The organism is Streptomyces sp. NPDC059861, assembly GCF_042731435.1.
Classification (GTDB): domain Bacteria; phylum Actinomycetota; class Actinomycetes; order Streptomycetales; family Streptomycetaceae; genus Streptomyces.
Genome location: NZ_JBHWJQ010000052.1, coordinates 1 through 18,268 on the forward strand (window position 1 = coordinate 1; position 18,268 = coordinate 18,268).

Genomic DNA, 18,268 nt, shown 5'->3' on the forward strand with positions numbered 1-18,268 from the left:
TCACGCCTACAACTACCATCGGTGCCACACCGCACTCGGAGGCCAACCCCCGATCAGCCGAGTCAACAACCCTGCGGGTCAATACACCTAGGACCCAAGGGTCCAGAGGGCTGGGGTGGCCTCGAGGCCCTAGCGGTTCGTCGTGCCGCACGCGCGTGTACGGCACGACGCACCGGCACGCTCAGATCCCGCGCGGCAGCCGCACGTGGACCACCGACGTCTCGATCCCGCTGTCGACCAGTCGGCCCTGCGCGTCGAACGCCTCGACGCCGTCCGTCATGCCGAAGTCGTTGTCGTTGATCAGCGCGAGCGTGTAGCGGTCCACGCGCGCGACGCCCTCGATCTTGCCGGGCACGCCGGTGACCTTCCCCAGGTCGACGACCAGCCGCTTGCCGAGCACCGGGACGCCCGAGGCGGCCGGGTCGTCGAGCTGCTCCAGCGACGGGGAGGTCGTCACGTCGTCCCAGGAACCGCCGAGGATGTTCGCGTCGCGGTCCAGGCGCACGAGCTGCAGCCGGGCGGCCTTGTCGGTGCGCTCCTCGACCAGCAGGCGGTCGCCGCCCACCGCGACCACCGAGGAGATCTTGAGCTCGGACGTGTCGTCCTCGCCCGGGTCGACGACGTCCACCGGGTCGAAGCGGTACGCGTACTCGGCGGTGACGGCCTGCTTCATCGGCGAGAACCGCAGCAGCCGCATCGTCCGCGACGCCTCTCCGGCGTCCTTGTCCGGCAGGGACAGCGGGCTCTGCACCGCCATCACCAGGTCGCCGCACGGCAGCAGAGCGAGGCCCTCGAAACCACGGTTGATCTTCCGGTTCAGGAGTACGGAGGGCAGTGCCTCGACGACCGGGTAGCCTGCGCCGGTGAGGTTCAGCCCCTCGGGCACGTAACGCTTGAGCACCTTCCCGCGCGCGGAGACGTGCAGCAGTGAGGGCCCGTACTCGTCGACGAGCCAGAACGTGCCGTCCTTCGCGCGCACGATGCCCTCGGTGTCCAGCCCGTTCGGGTCGTACGTCAGCGGCGTCCGCGCGTCGTAGGAGTACGGCGCCTCGTCGCGCCCCTCCTGGTTCGACAGACCCGTGACCGGCTTCCCGGAGGACGTGGTGATCGGGATGGCGTCCAGCACCTTCACCGAGTCACCGGAGACACGGATCCTCACGATCGCCGGGTCGAAGCCGGGCACCGGGAAGGTGCGGCGGTTCTTGCCGTCCACCTTGATCTGGCCGTTGGGCCCACGGTCGGTGACCGTCCAGAACTCGCCCCTGCGGCCGGCCGGGTGGATGTCGCTGCCGATGCCGCCGAGGTCCACGTTCCGGTCGTCGGCCACCGTGCCGTGCAGCAGCGCGTTGCTGAAGGCTCCGAGTGGTATGTCGCCGAGGGTCGCCGTGCGGATCACCCGCGCGTCCTGGGACGGGACGCCCGTGGCCGGGGCCGCCGCCAGGAGCGCGGCGACCACGGCGAGGGGCACACCCGCCGCGACGGTACGATGGACACGGCGCCGGCCGTTGACGGACGGGGACATCGGGCCTCCTGGGGACCAAGTGTGTTGACAGCGGCCACATTCGAACCCCGGAAGGAACACCGCGGGACCGTCGCGTGAACACCGGACATCGACCGCAGGTCCGGCCGACGCCACGTCAGCACACGCGCGGGCCTGGGGCGGTGCAACTGATGGCAAGTCAGCCGCCCACGGTGACCGACGCCGTCACGCGCTCAGCGGGACTCCTTCCTCCGCCGGCGAGTCAGCCGTCTGTGGTCACCGACACCGTCATCGGCTCAGCGGGCCTCCTCCATCCGCACGCCCTCCGTGGCGGCCAGCGCTGTCGCCGGGTCCCGGTCCGCGCCGCCCACAGGAACCCAACGGCCGCCCTCGTTCCGGTACGGCCACCAGCGACCGTCGCGCCCGAGGCGTAGCTGGCCACGTCCGTCGGCGACCGTCCACCGGTTGCCCCGCGCCTGCAGTTCCGGCCGCTCGTCGTCGTCCCAGGCCGCTTCCAGGGCGGCACGCGCGCGTGCGAGGGTCTCGCCCTCGACCGACCACTCCTCCTCGAGCACGGACAGCCCGGCCATCCCGCCGTACTGCCACGCCCGCACGGCTGACGCCAGCTCGCCGGGGCCCCGTCCGGACCCCTCCGCGAGCCGCTCGGCGACGAACCGCTCAGGAGCGCCCGCAGCCAGCCGCGCGGCGTCCTGCGCCACCGTCAGCTCGTCCACGGCCACGCCTGCCCGCAGCGCCTCGGACAGCAGACGGTGCGCCGCCACCACCGTCCGGGCGGCCAGGAACTCCAGGGCGGCCGTATCCACGCCGGGCGCGGGCGGAGCCTCGGTGTCCAAGGACGGCGGCAGCCCCGGCTCTGCGGGAAGTTCGGGCGGTGTCGGCAACGGAGGCAGGATGTCCCCGGCCGCGTACGCCTCCAGGGCCTCCACCCCTTCCAGCTCTGCGTGCTCCTCGGCCCTCTCCTGCGCGGGCGCCGCACTGCGGGTCTGGAGGTCGCCGAGCAGGGCCCGTTCACCGCGCCCGCGCATCAGCAGCAGGACGAACGGATCCTCGTCGAGCAGCCGGGCCACCTGGTAGCAGAGCGCCGCCGTGTGCCCGCAGTGGTCCCAGGCACCGCAGTCGCAGGTGGGCTCCAGATCGCCCATGCCGGGCAGCAGGTCGACACCGGCCGTGGCCGCGTCCTCCACCAGGTGCGGCGGCATCTCCCGGTCGAGCAGCGCCGCGACATGCCCGGCACGCTCGACGGCCATCTCCAGGAAGCGGTCCCAGTGCTCGGCCGACAACTCCTCAAGCAGCACATCGGCCCGGTGCGCCGTGCCGTCCCGGTCCTGCACGACCGCCGTGATCCGTCCCGGCCGCACCGAGACCGCGCCCACGGCTCCCGCGCGCGCGAGCCGGCGGCCCGTCTTCACCTGCTCCGCGTCCAGCGCCGCGTCCTCCAGGGCCTTCAGCCAGGCCCGGCCCCACCAGGTGAGCGCGAAGCCCCGCCCGCGCGCGGGCGGCAACGCGGCGAACGTGCGCTCCTTCTCGTCGTACTGATTCATCGCGTCGCCCCTCGCAGTTCCACCAGGTCGGCCAGTTCCGCGTCCGTCAGCTCCGTGAGCGCGGCCTCACCGGAGCCCAGCACCGCGTCGGCCAGCTCCCGCTTGCGGTGCAGCATCCCGGCGATACGGTCCTCGATGGTTCCCTCCGAGATCAGCCGGTGCACCTGCACGGGCCGGTCCTGGCCGATGCGGTACGCGCGGTCCGTCGCCTGTGCCTCGACGGCGGGGTTCCACCAGCGGTCGTAGTGGACGACGTGCTCCGCACGCGTGAGGTTCAGGCCCGTGCCCGCCGCCTTCAACGACAGCAGGAACACGGGAACTCCGCCTTCCTGGAAGCGCCGCACCATCGCCTCGCGCGCGGGGACGGGCGTTCCGCCGTGCAGGAACTGCGTGGGCACGCCCCGGTCCGCCAGATGCCACTCGATCAGCCGGGCCATGGCCACGTACTGGGTGAAGACCAGAACGCCCGCCCCCTCGGAGAGGATCGTGTCGAGCAACTCGTCCAGCAGTTCCAGCTTCCCGGAGCGCCCGGCGATCCTCGGCCGCTCCTCCTTGAGGTACTGCGCCGGGTGGTTGCAGATCTGCTTCAGGCCGGTCAGCAGTTTCATGATCAGCCCACGCCGGGCCATGTGGTCGGCGTTCGCGATCTCCGCGAGCGTCTCGCGCACCACGGCCTCGTACAGCGCCGCCTGTTCCGTGGTGAGCGACACGGCACGGTCGGTCTCGGTCTTCGGCGGCAGTTCGGGCGCGATGCCCGGATCCGACTTCCGGCGGCGCAGCAGGAACGGCCGCACCAGCCGGGACAGCCGCTCCGCGGCGGCCGGATCCTGGCCGTCCTCGACGGCCTGCGCGTACCGGCTGCGGAACGTGCCGAGGCGGCCGAGCAGTCCGGGGGTGGTCCAGTCGAGGATCGCCCAGAGTTCGGAGAGGTTGTTCTCGACCGGCGTGCCGCTGAGCGCCACGCGCGCGCGTGCGCCGATGGACCGCAGCTCACGCGCGGTCGCCGAGTACGGGTTCTTCACGTGCTGTGCCTCGTCCGCGACCACCAGGCCCCACGGCACCTCGGCCAACCGCCGCGCGTCGAGCCGCATGGTGCCGTACGTCGTCAGGACGAACTCCCCGTCGGCCACACCGTCCAGGTCACGCCGTGAGCCGTGGAAGCGGCGCACCGGTGTGCCGGGCGCGAACCTCTCGATCTCCCGCTGCCAGTTGCCCATCAGGGACGTCGGGCAGACCACAAGGGTGGGACCGGCGGCGGACGGGTCGCTCCGGCGGTGCAGATGCAGGGCGATCAGGGTGATCGTCTTGCCGAGGCCCATGTCGTCGGCGAGGCAGCAGCCGAGCCCCAGGGACGTCGTCCGGGCCAGCCACGACAGGCCCCGCAGCTGGTAGTCGCGCAGTTCGGCGGCGAGTGCGGCAGGCTGCCCGACCGGTTCCTGCGCCTCCGGGTCCGCCAGCCGGTCCCGCAGTGCCGCCAGCCAGCCGGTCGGCTCCACCTCGACCCGGTGGCCGTCGACGTCCGTAGAACCTGTCAGGGCGGCGCCGAGCGCGTCGAGGGGCGTGACCTTGCGTTCCTGCCGCGCGCGGGCGCGGCGGACCTCCTGAGGGTCGATCAGCACCCATTGGTCACGCAGCCGCACCACAGGGCGGTTCGCCTCGGCGAGCTGGTCCAGCTCGCCGCGCGTGAGCTGCCGGCCGCCCAGCGCGAACCTCCAGTCGAACGCGAGCAGCGCGTCCGCCGACAGCAATGACGGCGTGTCCGAGGAGAGCTTGCCCGGAGTCTTCCCGTCGTCCGGGGGACCGACGACCGCGCGGGCGGTCAGCCGGCGGGCCAGCTCCCTGGGCCAGTGCACGTCGACCCCGGCGCCGGCGAGGGCCGCCGAGCCGCCACCGAGGAGCTCGGTGACCTCCTCGTCGGCGAGTTCGACGGCGTCCGGCACCGCGGCCGACAACAGGGGAGTGAGCGCCGGCCAGGCCCGTGCCGCGCGCCTCAGCGCGAGCAGGGCGTCCATCCGCGCGCGGGGGCCGAAGGCCCGCCCGGTGGCGTCCGTTCCGGCCCACACCTCGGCGGCGTCCGCGACGAGCGAGGGGTCGCTCACGCTGTGGACCTGGAGCACGGCCCGGAAGTCCGGCGCGGTGCCGTCCTCCGCTGTCAGGCCGCCTACCTCGATCCGCAGCGAGATCCGTACGCCCACGTCGTGGCCGGCGGCCACATCGGCGGCCCAGGCCCGCTGCCCGGGCAGGTGCTGCGGCTCCGGGACGGCGTAGGCGGGGCCGCCCGTCACGAGCGACGCGGCAGGGGAGCGGGGCAGCGTGTCGGCGACCGCGTCCACGAAGGCCCGCAGCAGGCGCTCCGGGTCCGGCAGCCGCAGTGGTTCGGAGCCGTCCAGCGGTAGGGCGTGCGCCTCGGGTGGCATCGCGGCGGCGAGCCGACGGACGCTCTCGACGTCCTCGGCGCGCAGCGGTCCCGCACGCCAGGCGTCGTGATCACCGGGTGACAGGCCGGGCAGCAGCAGACCCCGGGCCACGAACTGCAGCCCCAGCACGGTGGCCGCGCCCCAGAACAAGGCCGCCCGGTGCCCCGTCCGGGCGGCACGCGCGCGCGTGAGGACGGGCAGTGCCGCACGAACGGGCAGGAGGACGGCCGGCACACCGGTCAGTTCGACGCCGGCGCCACCGGGCAGCACGACGGCCAGCTCCTCGACGGTGCCGCCGTTCACGACCGGCGGGGTGGCGCCGTCGGGGCGCCAGAAGGCGACACGGCCGGTGCGGGCCGGGTCACGGGGCACGAACACGGCACAGCATTCCGCCAGTTCGATGATTTCGGAGGGGTTTGCCGTGGGAATCCTCTGCACAGAGATGGCCGCATTCCTCAAGTTTGACTAGCCGGGACGAGGTCGCCGAGGGTACAGCACTTCGTGGCGCGGCCCGGCATGCTTGAGTTGTGACTCCGCTCACGCCCTGGCTCTCAGGGGTGGCTCGGGGTCGAGCGTCAGGGATGTCTCAGGGTGCGTCTCAGGGGTGCGGCCGGAACCGCCGGAAACGCGGGCCCGTTTTCAGAACAGAGAGCGGCAGTGGCCGCGAAGGAGGCGACACACATGTCGAAGAACGCGAAGATCGCCGCAGGAGGTGTGGCGGTCGGGCTCATCCTTTTGATCTGGCTGCCTTGGTGGGCCGCGCTGCTCATAGTGCTGGGCGTCCCGGCCGCCGCGTACCTCACGCTGGACCCGACGCAGCGCCGCAGGCTGCGCCGGGTCACGCGCAAGGAGCTGGGCCGCTGAGGCGCTACCGCCCCGGGGCGGCCTTGCCGTCCAGCGCACACGAGTCGACCACATCACCGCCCGCGGGCCGGCCGACGGTCCGGTCCGCGGGCGGCCGGGTCCCTCGCTCCACCCATGCGACCAGCGCGTCGAATGCCGACCGGTAGCAGGGCAGGATCGGCCGCAGCCGGTCCGGATAGGTGTCGTACAGCCCGTCGACATGCGTACCGCCCTGCACCGTGTAGTAACGGTGCAACGGCCCCCGCCCCCGCCCGTCGACCATGCGTGCGTACACGTCGGAGTCGGCGGCCTTGGGCAGCAGCGTGTCCATGTCCCCGTGCAGCGTGATCAGCGGCTTGCCGATGCGCCCGGTCAGCGCCACCCGTGCCACCGCGCGGTGGACGGAGGACGGACGCGAGGCGTAGTCGTAGTCCGCGTCGGACGTGCAGGGCGCAAGGATCTCCTCGGGCGTGGTCCCGGCCGACGGCCCGGGGCAGCCGGGATCGTACGCCGGGTCGAATTCCGCGCGGTAGGTCTTCTGAGTGACACCCCAGTACGCCTTCTCGTGATACGGCCACAGGAACTCCGAGCCACGCGCGAAGCCCACGCCGTACATGTCCTCGTCCGACGCCGAGCCGTAGGTCCGCGCCACCGCCGTGGGCAGGGAGGTGAGCAGGTTCGGGCCGTCCGCCGTCCAAAGGGCGCCTTCCCAGTCCACCCCGCCGTCGTACAGCTCCGGATGGTTCTCCAACTGCCAGCGCGTCAGATAGCCGCCGTTGGAGATGCCCGTCATGTAGGTGCGGCGCGGGGCGTGGCCGTAGCGCTGGGCAACGACCTTGCGGGCCGCGCGCGTGAGCTGGGTCGTGCGCGCGTTCCACTCGGCGACCGCGTCGCCGGGCCGATCGCCGTCGCGGTAGAAGTCGGTGCCGTTGTTGCCCTTGTCGGTCGCGGCGTACGCGTAGCCCTGTGCCAGCACGCGGTCGGAGATCGCCTTGTCCGTCGCGTACTGCCTGCGGGTGCCCGGAGCGCCGGTGACGACAAGGCCGCCGTTCCAGCGGTCCGGCAGCCGGATCACGAACTGTGCGTCATGGCGCCAGCCGTGCGTGGCGTTGAACCGGGACGAGTCCGGGAAGTACCCGTCGACCTGCACACCCGGCACCCCCGACGGCGTGCGCGTGGCCTTGGCCGTCAGCCCCGCCTGGTCGGCCAGGTCGGTGTACGGGGTACCGGCGAGGCCGGTGGTGGTCAGGTCGTCCAGACACACCGCCTGCTGAAGCGCCGCGCCCGGCACCCGCACGTGGTCCTGACGCGCACAGTGAGTGTCGCCGACGCCCTGGGCGAGGGCCGGGGCCGGCGCCGTGAGGGCAGCCGCGAGGAGAGCGGTGGCAACCAGGGGGACGCCAGGGGATGGACGCATGCGGGCCTCCGGGGCGGGACGACAGGGCACGGCACACGGGCCGAGCCGGGGCTGCCCCATCGTGGGGCGAGCGCCGCTCGTCTTCCATGGAGTGGCACCACATGGCGTTCAGTTGAGGCATGGGTGACCGACACAGGTGGTGAAGGCCCCTATTTTCAGGGGGCCGTTGGCCGACGGCTACAGAGGATCCGCTGACCGTCCGCTGCTTGTGGCGTCGGTCCCCCTCAGCTGGGCCGTACCGCCATCTTGTCCAGCGCCTCCAGCAGCGCGGGCAGCTTGGGTCCCCGGCCCACCGGCAGTACCTCGCCCGGCTTCTCGTCGACCAGCAGGAACGCCATGTCGTCGGTCCGCGCCACCAGCGACCAGCCCGGGCCGTCCGCGCGCAGCGTCCGGGCGTCGCCCGTGGCGAAGGACGACCGGACGCGGCCCAGGGGCGGCGGGGTGTCCACGTACGCGTGCGCCTCCGCGAGGACGCGCCGGATCACGCCGCGTTCCGGGCCGACGGGCTCATCCTCGGCGGCTTCGGAGTCCTGCTCGGGGACGATGAACTCCTTGTCGTCGACCTGCTCCCGCCACGACGTCCACTGCACCGCGATCTCGTCCGCCCCCAGCCTGCGCTGGGCCGCCCCCCAGCCCGTGGTGTCCGGCGGCGACAGCGGCGCGCAGCCCGCGTCCTCGGGGTCGGGGTCGTGCGGCGCGGGCACGCCGGGAGCCGCGACGGCGACCGCGAGCGGCCAGCCCGGCAGTGCCGCGACCACGGACCGCTCGTCGGGCGACAGGTCGTACTCCATGCCGCAGTCCCAGGAGGCGATGGCGACCGCGACCAGCGACACGTCGTCCGTGACGACCGTCCACCGCGCGCCCTCGCCGTCCTGGCCGAACACGAGGCCGTACCCGTCGGCCAGCGGCGCGATGCCCAGTGCCGCGCAGGCCTCCGGGTAGTCGTCGCCCAGCACGCTCGGAAACCGCGCAGGCGTCAGCAGCACCGCCGTGAGCACATAGAGCGCGTCGTCCTCGGCGGCGACGGCATCCGCGTCCGTCCCGGCCATCCCAGCCTCCCCAGGGGTTCGTCCATCGGCGCGCACCCTAGTGCGACCGGAAGCCGCTTGTCACGACTGTGCGGACCACCGGACCTGCGGTTGTCCGGCCGGACAGGGCCAAAACGACCCCTCGTCGACCTCCCTCACGCCGCCGGCAGCCCCAGCAGTTCGCGTGCGACCCTCCGCGGCGACTGGTCGCGCTCCCGGGCCAGGGCGATGACGGCCCGGCACGCCAGCTCGTTCACCCCGAACGACAGCGCCTCCGGCGACACCCATCCCGCCGCCTCGTCGATGCGGTCCTGGTCGTCCTCCGCGCACGCCGAGACGTACGCCGCGGCGGCCTCGAACAGATTGTGCCCCCGCCGGTCCGGGCCGGGCTCGCGCTCCGCGCGCGACGCCTCACGGAACCCGGACCACGCCTTGCGAACTCTGTCGAACACAGTGACCACCATCCCCCTTCGTGACTTTCCTCGCCGATCGCTCACCCGCTGCTGTTCAACGTAGAGTTGGAGCTGCGGCGGCAGAAGGGGGAAGGCGCGGTGAAGCGCCGGGACGGTCAGCCCGCCCGGACGGCCAGCGCGAGGAAGCGGTCGTCCTGATCGACGTACGAGGTCATGGTCCAGCCGGAACCGGCCAGCAAGGGGCGAAGGTTGGGCTCCGCGCGCAGGTCGTCCGGGGTGATCCGGCGGCCCTGTCGGGCGGCGAGCGCCGCGCGGCCGATCGGGTGGAAGAGGGCGAGGCTGCCGCCGGGGCGCACCACACGCGCCAACTCCCGCAGGTTTCGCGCCGGGTCGGGCAGGTGAGCGATGAGGCCCGCCGCGAACACCGCGTCGAGCGACTCCGAGCGCAGGGGCAGCGCGGCCACGTCGGCGAGCAGCAGCCACCCGTCACGGTCCCGTCCGGCCCGGGCGGCGGCCTGCAGCATGGCCGGGGTCAGATCGGCCCCGAGGACCACTCCCGAAGCGCCCACTGCCGCTCGCAGCGGCGGCAGGGCCCGTCCGGTGCCGCACCCGGCGTCGAGGACGCGGCCGCCCTCCCGCAGACCGAGCTCGCCGACCGCGGCCGCGTAGGCGGGGTCGTCGTCGGGGAACCGGCTGTCCCAGTCGGCCGCGCGGGCCGTGAAGAACTCCTGGACGTGCGTACGGTCGTCGCTCATGTTCGGCATGATCCCTCACTGACACGGAGGACGCCCCGGCGCACATGTTCGAGCGGGACGCGATCGTTCAGGTACGTATCTGCGTCATATTCCAACACCTTTCGAAATGCGCCCCCTTTGTGCTCCCGTGCTCCCACTAGCGTCCCTTGGCCATGGGACACCTGGACCACGCCGCCCTCGGCTGGCTGACACCCGTACTGTCGTACGTCATGGCCTGCACAGGCGCCGCACTGGGCCTGCGCTGTACGGTCCGCGCGCTCGGCGCCACCGGCCGCTCACGGCGCAACTGGCTGATCACGGCCGCCTCGGCCCTCGCCACCGGCATCTGGACCATGCACTTCGTGGCCATGCTCGGCTTCAGCGTCAGCGGGACCGAGATCCGCTACGACGTACCGCTCACCGTGCTCAGCCTGCTCGTGGCCATGATCGTGGTCAGCGCCGGCGTCTTCGCGGTCGGCTACGGCCGCGACCGGGCCCGTGCGCTGCTCATCGGCGGCCTCACCACCGGACTGGGCGTCGCGAGCATGCACTACCTGGGCATGGCGGCGGTACGCCTGCACGGTGACGTGATGTACGACCCGATGCGGGTCGCCCTCTCGGTCGTGATCGCCGTCGTCGCGGCGACCGCGGCCCTGTGGGCGGCGCTCAACATCAAGTCGCCCGTCGCGGTCACCGTCGCCTCCCTCGTCATGGGCGCGGCCGTGAGCAGCATGCACTACACCGGGATGTTCGCGGTGCGCGTGCAGGTCACGCCCTCCGGCGAGGTCCTGCCCGGGGCCACGGCGATGCAGTTCGTCTTCCCCCTCGCCGTCGGCCTCGGGTCCTACCTCTTCCTGACCTCCGCCTTCGTGGCGCTGTCCCCGACGGCAGGCGAGCGCGAGGCCTCCGCATCGGCCCAGCGGCCCCTCGGGAACGCCGCCCACTGAGGGCGCACCTGCACCGGACCGCACCGAACCCTTTCCGAACGAGGAGGCCATGCGTACCCCCCGCAGGAAACCCGGCACAGGCGCCGAGACGCCGCCCCCGACCCCCGCGCGCGGCCGGCGCGCCCACGCCGGACCACCGGCCGACGAAACCCCGCGGGACACCGCGGACGCGGAGGCGACAGGTGATCCCACGGGCGCGGCGGAGCGCTGGCACATCCGTCCGCGTACCGTGCGCGCCAAGATCGTCTGTCTGCTGATGGTGCCCGCCGTGTCACTCCTGGCCTTGTGGGCCTACGCCACCGTGAGCACCGTCCAGGACGTCGCCCGGCTACGCCAGTTGCAGCGCGTGGACTCCGACGTCCGCGCCCCTGTCGCGGCCACCGTGGCCGCGCTCCAGGCCGAGCGCGCCGCCGCCGTACGGCATGCCACCGACCCCTCGGCCGGCGCCGGTGGCGAGCTGCGGCGCCTCGCTGAGCGCACGGACCGGGCGGTGGCGAGGTTGCGGCTCGGCGACCGCAACACCGTCGCCGAGGGCCAGGAACTGCCCAAGGGAGTCGCGATGCGGCTCGAAACCTTCGTCACGGGCACGGAGGGGCTGCGGACGCTGCGGGCCGACGTTCTGGAGCGGCGTGCCGGATGGGACGAGGCGTACGAGCGGTACACGAACACCATCTCCACGGCCTTCGGCGTGGGCGGTGCCCTCACCGGCATCCAGGACGCCGAACTCGGTTCCGACGCGCGCGTGCTGCTGGAGTTCTCCCGCGCCGGCGAGGCCCTGGCCCGGGAGGACGTGCTGCTCTCCAGCGCCCGGCTCGCGGGCGGCCTGGACGGCGAGCGGATGCGGCTGTTCACCGGAGCGGTCGACACCCGCCGCGCCCTGACCGACGGCGCCGTCGCCGACCTGCGCGGCGACGAGCGCGCCGCCTGGCGGAACCTCGCCGGGAGCGTGGACTACACGGCCGTGGTCGCCGTCGAGGACAAGGTCCTGACGAGCCGGCCGGGGCCCGTGGCGATCAAGGCCGCGCCCGAGACCGACTGGACCCCTGCACACGCGCGCGTGCAGGGCGGCATGCGCACCATCGAGCAGGACGCCGCCCGGGGCGTGGCCGACCGGGCCGACCCGTTCGCCCGTGGCCTGCTCATCCCCGCGGGCGCCGCCGTCCTCTTCGGCCTGGCCGCCGTCGCCGCCTCGCTCGTCATCTCGGTACGGATCGGGCGCGGCCTCGTCGTCGAACTGATCAGCCTGCGCAACGGCGCACTGGAGATCGCCCGTCGCAAACTCCCCGAAGCCATGCGCAAACTGCGCGCCGGAGAAGAGATCGACGTCCGGGCCGAGGCACCGCCCGGGCCGCCCGCCGAGGACGAGGTCGGCCAGGTCGCCGAGGCCCTCGGCACGGTGCACCGGGCCGCGCTGCACGCCGCCGTGGAACGCGCCGAACTCGCCAGCGGCATCTCGGGTGTCTTCGTCAACCTCGCACGCCGCAGCCAGGTCCTCGTCCACCGTCAGCTGACCCTTCTGGACAGCATGGAACGCCGCTCCGACGACCCGAACGAACTGAGCGACCTGTTCCGACTCGACCACCTCACCACCCGTATGCGGCGCCACGCCGAGAGCCTGATCATCCTCTCCGGCGCGGCCCCCGGCCGGGCCTGGCGCATGCCGGTCTCCCTGACCAACGTGGTCCGCGCGGCCGTCTCCGAGATCGAGGACTACGCGCGCGTGGAGGTACGGCAGCTTCCCGAAGCCCTCGTCGTCGGCGCCGCCGTCGCCGACCTCACCCACCTGCTGGCCGAGCTCGTAGAGAACGCCGCCCAGTTCTCACCCCCGCACACGCGCGTGCGTGTCACCGGAGAGCCCGTCGGCAACGGCTACGCCGTCGAGGTCGAGGACCGCGGCCTGGGCATGGGCCGGGACACCCTCGCCGAGGCCAACCGCCGTATCGCCCAGTCAGAAGCACTCGACCTCTTCGACAGCGACCGGCTCGGCCTCTTCGTCGTCAGCAGGCTCGCAGCACGCCACGAGATCAAGGTGCACCTGCGCACCTCCCCCTACGGCGGTACCACCGCGGTCGTCCTGCTGCCCACCGCCCTGCTGCACAGCGGTGTGCCGGAACGTTCCAGCGCAAAGGCGGCGGACCCGGAACACGAGTACGCGCGCGTGCCAGGCGGACCCCTCCACCAGGAGGCCGTCCCCACCACCGGTGACCGGCCCGCCCTGGTGGCCCCCGTCCCGGCCACGGCGCAGACCGGCCCCGAAACCCCGCCCCCCGGAGTCACCACCTTGCGCCTGCACCGTGCCCCCGACCCCGACGAAGGATCCGAGAACCTCCCCCGCCGGGTACGACAGGCCAGCCTCGCCCCCCAGTTGCGCGAGCGGCGCCCCCCGGACCCGCCGCAGCCGTCCACTCACCGGAACGACGACCGGCGCACACCCGAACTCGTACGTGACCGCATGGCGGCCTACCGCGACGGATGGGCACGCGGTGGCGGCCGCCCACCTGGCCGCGCGACACCTGACCCCGCAGGCGGCAGTGACAGCAGCGAAGGAGACCCCGCATGATCCAGGACCCCGGCATGAGAGCCGCTCAGAGTTCCGGCGAACTCGACTGGCTGCTGGACGACTTGGTACTGCGCGTGCACGAGGTACGGCACGCCGTGGTGCTCTCCAACGACGGACTCGCCGTGGGCTCCTCGACCGGACTCGGCCGTGAGGACGCCGAACACCTCGCCGCCGTCGCCTCGGGCTTCCACAGCCTGGCCAAGGGGGCCGGCCGGCACTTCGGCGCCGGTGGCGTGCGCCAGACCATGGTGGAGATGGACGACGCCTTCCTCTTCGTGGCCGCCGCCGGAGACGGCTCCTGCCTGGCCGTCCTCACCGCCGTCACCGCCGACATAGGCCTGGTCGCCTACGAGATGGCACGGCTGGTGAAGCGCGTCGGTGAGCACCTCTACACGGCGCCGCGCATGAACGCGCGGCCACCCGCCGCCGGATGAGGCGAGAAGGCGGTCCGCACAGATGACCGAGGACATCAAGGGCAGCCCGCACGAGCAGGGCAGCCAGTGGTACGACGGCGAGGCAGGCCCGCTCGTGCGGCCGTACGCCATGACGGGCGGCCGCACCAAGCCCGGGCCCACCGGGGTGCGCTTCGACCTCATCGCCCTGGTCACTCTCGACCCGGGCGCTCCCCACCTCGACGACGACCCCACGCTCGGGCCCGAGCACCGGGCACTCGTCGATCTGTGCCGCACCGAGACCCAGTCGGTCGCCGAACTCGCCGCGGGCGCCGACCTCCCCGTCGGCGTCGTCCGGGTCCTGCTGGGAGACCTCCTGGAACTCGGCCGCGTCACCGTCAGCCGTCCCGTGCCCCCCGCCCAACTGCCCGACGAGCGGATTCTGCGCGAGGTCATCGACGGACTGCGGGCGCTGTAGATGAACGCTCACGACAACCCGCGCGCGTACGGCCGCACAGACCGCCGCCTTACGCACCTTTGTGGGCGCGGAACGCATGCGAGTCGGTCACATCAGGCAAAGAGCGGTCCGAGCGCCCTGCGGGGACCGGTCGTTGCCATGATGCTGCCTTCGCACACGAGCACCGAAGCCGTGTGCGGACGCCGTGTCCCGGCGTGGCACGCGCGTACCGACGTCGACCCTTGCAGGCACTCCCGAGAGAAGTGATCGATGGTCTTCGAGACGTCCGACGCCACCGAGGGCGATACCGCCGCCCTGGCGTTGAAGATACTTGTCGCCGGCGGGTTCGGCGTGGGCAAGACCACCTTGGTGGGCGCGGTCAGCGAGATCAGGCCCCTGCGCACCGAGGAGCTGCTGAGCGAGGCCGGTCAGTTGGTGGACGACACCGACGGCGTGGACCACAAGGTCACGACCACGGTCGCCATGGACTTCGGCCGTATCACCATCCGCTCCGGGCTCTCCCTGTACCTGTTCGGTACGCCGGGACAGGACCGTTTCTGGTTCCTGTGGGACGAACTGTCGCAGGGAGCGCTGGGGGCGGTCGTCCTGGCCGACACCCGCCGCCTGGAGGACTGCTTCCCCGCGGTGGACTACTTCGAGCACCGCCACATCCCCTTCGTGGTGGCCGTCAACTGCTTCACGGGCGCCCGCGCCTACGGCGCACAGGACGTCTGCCGCGCGCTGGACCTCGATCGGGGAATTCCGGTCGTGCTCTGCGACGCACGTGACCGTGACTCGGGGAAGGAAGTGCTCATCCGGCTCGTCGAGTACGCCGGGCGGGTGCACACCGCCCGGCTGCTCGACTCCGTGAGTTGATCGGTTCCGGAGGGGCTTCAGCCGGCGACGGCCTTCTGGGCCAGGACCTTGTCGATCGTGACCCGCACCAGGAGTTCTCCCGGCTGGCCGTTGCGTTCCCCGAACGCCTCGGCGTTCTCCTCACCCATGTACCGCCCGGCGATCCGGGTGGCCCACTCCCGAAGTTCGTCGAGGTCCTCGGAGAGCTGGGCCCGCCCCTGCACGACGACGAAGTCGAACGGCGGCCGGTCGTCGTCCACGCAGAGGGCGACCCGCCCGTCCCGGGCCAGATTGCGCCCCTTCACGCTTTCCTTGGAGGTGTTGAACACCACCTCGTCCCCGTTGAGCAGGAACCAGATCGGCGCCACGTGCGGGCTCCCGTCAGCCCTGACGGTGGACAGCTTTGCGGTGCGGGTGCCTTGTGACAGAAAGGCCCGCCATTCCGTGTCGGTCATCTTCTGTGCCATGCCCCCATCCTGCTTGCCCGTCAGCCGGACGTGGTGAAGGCTGGCGGAGAGATCCTCCGGCCAGGGGGAGTCGTCACACGGGGAGATCGACATCATGGTGCACAAGGGACTGGGCTGGTTGCTGGACGACTTGACCGAGCGCGTGGAGCATGTGCGGCACGCACTCGTCCTGTCCAACGACGGACTCGTGACAGGGGCGAGCACCGGGCTTCGGCGCGAGGACGCCGAACACCTCGCCGCCGTCGCGTCCGGACTGCACAGTCTGGCCAAGGGATCGGGACGCCACTTCGGGGCGGGGCAGGTGCGCCAGACGATGGTCGAGTTCGACGACGCGGTGCTCTTCGTCACGGCGGCCGGCAGTGGCAGCTGTCTGTGCGTACTCAGCGCCGCGGAGGCCGACATCGGCCAGATCGCCTACGAGATGACACTGCTCGTCAACCGGGTCGGCGAGCACCTCGGTGTGGACGCCCGCCAGCCTGAGCGGTTCCCCTCCACAGACCTCTGACCTGTGCGTTTTCAGCCCTCGCGAAGTTTTCCACAGGCTCGCCACGTGATCGGCCGGAGCGGCTACGGTGGTGTGACCGCGAACGCACAGAGCGTGAGCGGAGCCCATCGATCACGACTCCACGGGGGAGACACGCCATGTCGGGCAACACCATCGCGAGTCCGGAAGTGCTCACGTACACGCCGAGCCGCGCCGCACGCGAACTGGGACTGAAGCGACGCGAACTCGAGCTCGCGGTGAGTCTCGGACGGATCCGCACACTGCCCGACGAAGGCGGCGGAGGGCGTCGTGTCACCCGTGCCGAGATCGAGCGGTTGCGCGCGGAGGACGGCTTCCCGGAAGCGCTCCTCGCACGGGTGCGGACCGTGAGCACGAACGAGGCCGCGCACCTCATGGGCGTGACGGGTGACCGGTTCACGCGCCTGGCCCGACTGGGGCTTGTGGTGCCGGTCGCGTTCTATCTGAACCGCTATCGGACGCTCGTGTGGCTCTATCTGGCCGACGAGGTGTGCCAGTTCGCGGCCGACGAGCGGAACGCTCCGTTGGTGAAGGGCCGCGCGCTGCCGGAGGGGATGCGGCTTCGGCTGCGGGACGGGGTGGACCTGCGCGCCCGCAACTGGCGGGGACGGTATGTGGGGTTCCTGCTGCGCCGGGCCGAGGATCCCTGGGAGCGTGCCGGTGCCCTGGCCGCGCTGCTGGATCCCGTTCAGGTCGCGGAGATCGTCAAGGATCCCTACGAGCGCGCCCATATGAACCGGTTCCGTCCGGTGCCGCCGACCCAAGGCGCGCCAGGTTCACCGTCGGCGGAGCGCGCCGAGAGGCTCATGACGGCCGACGACCCGGGCGAGATCAGCTGGCTGCGAGCCGAGCTCAGCCAGGTGCTGGACGAGGCCCGAGCACATCGTCCGGCGCCGCGACCAGCACCTCGGGGCGAACGCCAGGCCGAACAGGACGACGCGCACGGTGTGGAACGTCGGGCCGACGACGCTGAAGCGCGCCGTACGGACCGTCGGACGGGCCATGGTGACGGGCACTGTACGGAGCGACGGGCCGATCACGGTGACGCGCGCCGTACGGTGCACCCGGCCGGACCCGCCCACCCGCACCGTGCGGTGCATCGGCCGGGTGCCTTGCACAAGGAGCGCCCGCCCGCGTCCCGACCCCCCACACGCCCTGCCACGCCCCGACCCGACGCCCACACCCACGCTCGCGCACCCGAACCGGAGCGCCCCCGAGGACTGCTGAGCCGGCTTCGCCGCAGAAGCTCATGAAGGCCCGCCCACGCGCGGCCGGACCCTCCCCTGCAGCTACAGCTGCAGCGCCCTGAACAGCCCTTCCTGGACGACCGACACCAGCAGACGGCCTTCCAGGTCGTAGATCCGTCCACGGGCGAGCCCTCGCCCGCCGGTCGCGATCGGTGACTCCTGGTCGTACAGGAACCACTCGTCCGCGCGGAACGGCCGGTGGAACCACATCGCGTGGTCCAGCGACGCCATGTCGAAGCCGCGCGGACCCCACAGCGGCTCGACGGGGATGCGCACGGCGTCCAGCAGGGTCATGTCGCTGGCGTACGTCAGGGCGCAGGTGTGCACCAGCGGGTCGTCACCGAGCGGCCCGACGGCGCGCATCCACACGGCACTGCGCGGCTCCGCGCCCTTGATGTCCTCCGGCGTCCAGCGCAGCCGGTCCACATACCGGATGTCGAACGGCTGGCGGCGCGCCATCCGCTCCAACTGCTCGGGCAGCGCACCAAGATGCTTCCGGATCTCCTCGGCGACGGTCGGCAGCGACTCCGGGTCCGGCACCTCGCGAGCCGGCGGCAACTGGTGCTCGAAGTTCCCTTCCTCAGGCTTGTGAAAGGAGGCGGTGAGATTGAAGATCGTGCGGCCCTGCTGCACGGCCGTGACCCGGCGGGTCGTGAACGACCGCCCGTCGCGGACCCGCTCGACCTGGTACACGATCGGCACGCCCGGTCGCCCGGGCCGCAGGAAGTACGCGTGCAGCGAGTGCACCGGCCGGTCGCCCTCGGTGGTACGCCCGGCGGCGACCAGCGCCTGGCCGGCCACCTGGCCGCCGAAGACCCGTTGCAGCGACTCCTGGGGGCTGCGGCCCCGGAAGATGTTGACCTCGATCTGCTCCAGGTCGAGCAGGTCGACGAGCCTCTCGGCCGGGTTTGTCATGACTGTGTGTC

The 18,268-nt window shown here is 72.2% G+C and carries 16 protein-coding genes and 1 pseudogene; 8 read left to right on the forward strand and 9 right to left on the reverse strand.

All coding sequences use genetic code 11. The features are described 5' to 3' along the window. Positions 1-181: 181 nt before the first annotated feature. The 3 genes from ACFV6X_RS32190 to ACFV6X_RS32200 form a co-directional block, all read right to left on the reverse strand. Complete coding sequence (locus tag ACFV6X_RS32190; protein WP_385389648.1) at positions 182-1,522, reverse strand: esterase-like activity of phytase family protein; 1,341 nt, start codon at positions 1,520-1,522, stop codon at positions 182-184. A gap of 254 nt (positions 1,523-1,776) precedes the next feature. After that, on the reverse strand, positions 1,777-3,042 hold the full coding sequence (locus ACFV6X_RS32195) for an SWF or SNF family helicase (RefSeq protein WP_385389650.1): 1,266 nt from the start codon (positions 3,040-3,042) through the stop codon (positions 1,777-1,779). Beyond that, entirely contained in the window at positions 3,039-5,897 is a 2,859-nt protein-coding gene (locus tag ACFV6X_RS32200; protein WP_385389652.1) for a DEAD/DEAH box helicase, read from the reverse strand. The genes ACFV6X_RS32195 and ACFV6X_RS32200 overlap by 4 nt, the downstream gene beginning before the upstream one ends. A 243-nt stretch (positions 5,898-6,140) precedes the next feature. Here ACFV6X_RS32200 and ACFV6X_RS32205 point away from each other — a divergent pair, with 243 nt between their 5' ends. Further along, entirely contained in the window at positions 6,141-6,323 is a 183-nt protein-coding gene (locus tag ACFV6X_RS32205) for a hypothetical protein (RefSeq protein ID WP_385389653.1), read from the forward strand. Between the two features lie 4 nt (positions 6,324-6,327). Here the strand turns inward: ACFV6X_RS32205 and ACFV6X_RS32210 are convergent, their stop codons facing one another. From ACFV6X_RS32210 to ACFV6X_RS32225, 4 genes are all read right to left on the reverse strand, one after another. After that, a complete protein-coding gene (locus ACFV6X_RS32210) occupies positions 6,328-7,719 on the reverse strand; it encodes a tannase/feruloyl esterase family alpha/beta hydrolase (RefSeq protein WP_385389655.1) in 1,392 nt (463 codons plus the stop codon). Positions 7,720-7,943: 224 nt separating this feature from the next. Further along, positions 7,944-8,768, reverse strand: coding sequence for a hypothetical protein (locus tag ACFV6X_RS32215; RefSeq protein ID WP_385389657.1), 825 nt, complete (start codon positions 8,766-8,768; stop codon positions 7,944-7,946). A gap of 134 nt (positions 8,769-8,902) precedes the next feature. Then, positions 8,903-9,199 carry a hypothetical protein gene (locus tag ACFV6X_RS32220; protein ID WP_385389659.1) on the reverse strand — a complete coding sequence of 99 codons (297 nt, stop codon included), beginning with the start codon at positions 9,197-9,199 and terminating at the stop codon, positions 8,903-8,905. A 116-nt stretch (positions 9,200-9,315) separates the two neighbouring features. Beyond that, the gene (locus ACFV6X_RS32225) at positions 9,316-9,915 is read right to left on the reverse strand and encodes a class I SAM-dependent methyltransferase (RefSeq protein WP_385389661.1); all 600 of its coding nucleotides are present in this window, start codon (positions 9,913-9,915) and stop codon (positions 9,316-9,318) included. 152 nt (positions 9,916-10,067) lie between these two features. On the opposite strand from ACFV6X_RS32225, the gene ACFV6X_RS32230 reads away from it, so the two are divergent. The 5 genes from ACFV6X_RS32230 to ACFV6X_RS32250 all read left to right on the forward strand — a co-directional run bounded on the left by ACFV6X_RS32230 (position 10,068) and on the right by ACFV6X_RS32250 (position 15,126). Next, positions 10,068-10,841 carry an MHYT domain-containing protein gene (locus tag ACFV6X_RS32230; protein ID WP_385389662.1) on the forward strand — a complete coding sequence of 258 codons (774 nt, stop codon included), beginning with the start codon at positions 10,068-10,070 and terminating at the stop codon, positions 10,839-10,841. 49 nt (positions 10,842-10,890) lie between these two features. Then, on the forward strand, positions 10,891-13,401 hold the full coding sequence (locus tag ACFV6X_RS32235; protein WP_385389663.1) for a nitrate- and nitrite sensing domain-containing protein: 2,511 nt from the start codon (positions 10,891-10,893) through the stop codon (positions 13,399-13,401). Beyond that, positions 13,398-13,835 carry a roadblock/LC7 domain-containing protein gene (locus ACFV6X_RS32240; RefSeq protein WP_385389665.1) on the forward strand — a complete coding sequence of 146 codons (438 nt, stop codon included), beginning with the start codon at positions 13,398-13,400 and terminating at the stop codon, positions 13,833-13,835. Before ACFV6X_RS32235 ends, ACFV6X_RS32240 begins: the two co-directional genes overlap by 4 nt. A gap of 22 nt (positions 13,836-13,857) precedes the next feature. Further along, the gene (locus tag ACFV6X_RS32245) at positions 13,858-14,271 is read left to right on the forward strand and encodes a DUF742 domain-containing protein (protein ID WP_385389666.1); all 414 of its coding nucleotides are present in this window, start codon (positions 13,858-13,860) and stop codon (positions 14,269-14,271) included. Between the two features lie 249 nt (positions 14,272-14,520). Further along, positions 14,521-15,126, forward strand: a complete 606-nt coding sequence (locus ACFV6X_RS32250) for an ATP/GTP-binding protein (RefSeq protein ID WP_385389668.1) — start codon at positions 14,521-14,523, stop codon at positions 15,124-15,126. A gap of 17 nt (positions 15,127-15,143) precedes the next feature. Here ACFV6X_RS32250 and ACFV6X_RS32255 read toward each other — a convergent pair whose 3' ends face one another. Then, positions 15,144-15,572: a PPOX class F420-dependent oxidoreductase gene (locus tag ACFV6X_RS32255; protein WP_385389670.1), complete on the reverse strand. Its 429-nt coding sequence runs from the start codon at positions 15,570-15,572 to the stop codon at positions 15,144-15,146. A 94-nt stretch (positions 15,573-15,666) separates the two neighbouring features. On the opposite strand from ACFV6X_RS32255, the gene ACFV6X_RS32260 reads away from it, so the two are divergent. Together ACFV6X_RS32260 and ACFV6X_RS32265 are read left to right on the forward strand one after the other, a co-directional pair. Then, the gene (locus tag ACFV6X_RS32260) at positions 15,667-16,077 is read left to right on the forward strand and encodes a roadblock/LC7 domain-containing protein (RefSeq protein ID WP_385389671.1); all 411 of its coding nucleotides are present in this window, start codon (positions 15,667-15,669) and stop codon (positions 16,075-16,077) included. Between the two features lie 137 nt (positions 16,078-16,214). After that, positions 16,215-17,006, forward strand: a pseudogene (locus ACFV6X_RS32265) (DUF6397 family protein); the annotation flags it as partial. A gap of 378 nt (positions 17,007-17,384) precedes the next feature. Here the strand turns inward: ACFV6X_RS32265 and ACFV6X_RS32270 are convergent. After that, a complete protein-coding gene (locus ACFV6X_RS32270; protein ID WP_385389672.1) occupies positions 17,385-18,257 on the reverse strand; it encodes an acyl-CoA thioesterase in 873 nt (290 codons plus the stop codon). Positions 18,258-18,268 lie beyond the last annotated feature (11 nt).

What these genes read in the sequence shown, in the direction of transcription:
- ACFV6X_RS32255 (WP_385389670.1), bottom strand. Translation starts at nt 15,572, where the DNA reads ATGGCACAGAAGATGACCGACACGGAATGGCGGGCCTTTCTGTCACAA.
- ACFV6X_RS32225 (WP_385389661.1), bottom strand. Translation starts at nt 9,915, where the DNA reads ATGAGCGACGACCGTACGCACGTCCAGGAGTTCTTCACGGCCCGCGCG.
- ACFV6X_RS32190 (WP_385389648.1), bottom strand. Translation starts at nt 1,522, where the DNA reads ATGTCCCCGTCCGTCAACGGCCGGCGCCGTGTCCATCGTACCGTCGCG.
- ACFV6X_RS32260 (WP_385389671.1), top strand. Translation starts at nt 15,667, where the DNA reads ATGGTGCACAAGGGACTGGGCTGGTTGCTGGACGACTTGACCGAGCGC.
- ACFV6X_RS32210 (WP_385389655.1), bottom strand. Translation starts at nt 7,719, where the DNA reads ATGCGTCCATCCCCTGGCGTCCCCCTGGTTGCCACCGCTCTCCTCGCG.
- ACFV6X_RS32245 (WP_385389666.1), top strand. Translation starts at nt 13,858, where the DNA reads ATGACCGAGGACATCAAGGGCAGCCCGCACGAGCAGGGCAGCCAGTGG.
- ACFV6X_RS32235 (WP_385389663.1), top strand. Translation starts at nt 10,891, where the DNA reads ATGCGTACCCCCCGCAGGAAACCCGGCACAGGCGCCGAGACGCCGCCC.
- ACFV6X_RS32215 (WP_385389657.1), bottom strand. Translation starts at nt 8,768, where the DNA reads ATGGCCGGGACGGACGCGGATGCCGTCGCCGCCGAGGACGACGCGCTC.
- ACFV6X_RS32250 (WP_385389668.1), top strand. Translation starts at nt 14,521, where the DNA reads ATGGTCTTCGAGACGTCCGACGCCACCGAGGGCGATACCGCCGCCCTG.
- ACFV6X_RS32230 (WP_385389662.1), top strand. Translation starts at nt 10,068, where the DNA reads ATGGGACACCTGGACCACGCCGCCCTCGGCTGGCTGACACCCGTACTG.
- ACFV6X_RS32270 (WP_385389672.1), bottom strand. Translation starts at nt 18,257, where the DNA reads ATGACAAACCCGGCCGAGAGGCTCGTCGACCTGCTCGACCTGGAGCAG.
- ACFV6X_RS32195 (WP_385389650.1), bottom strand. Translation starts at nt 3,042, where the DNA reads ATGAATCAGTACGACGAGAAGGAGCGCACGTTCGCCGCGTTGCCGCCC.
- ACFV6X_RS32240 (WP_385389665.1), top strand. Translation starts at nt 13,398, where the DNA reads ATGATCCAGGACCCCGGCATGAGAGCCGCTCAGAGTTCCGGCGAACTC.
- ACFV6X_RS32205 (WP_385389653.1), top strand. Translation starts at nt 6,141, where the DNA reads ATGTCGAAGAACGCGAAGATCGCCGCAGGAGGTGTGGCGGTCGGGCTC.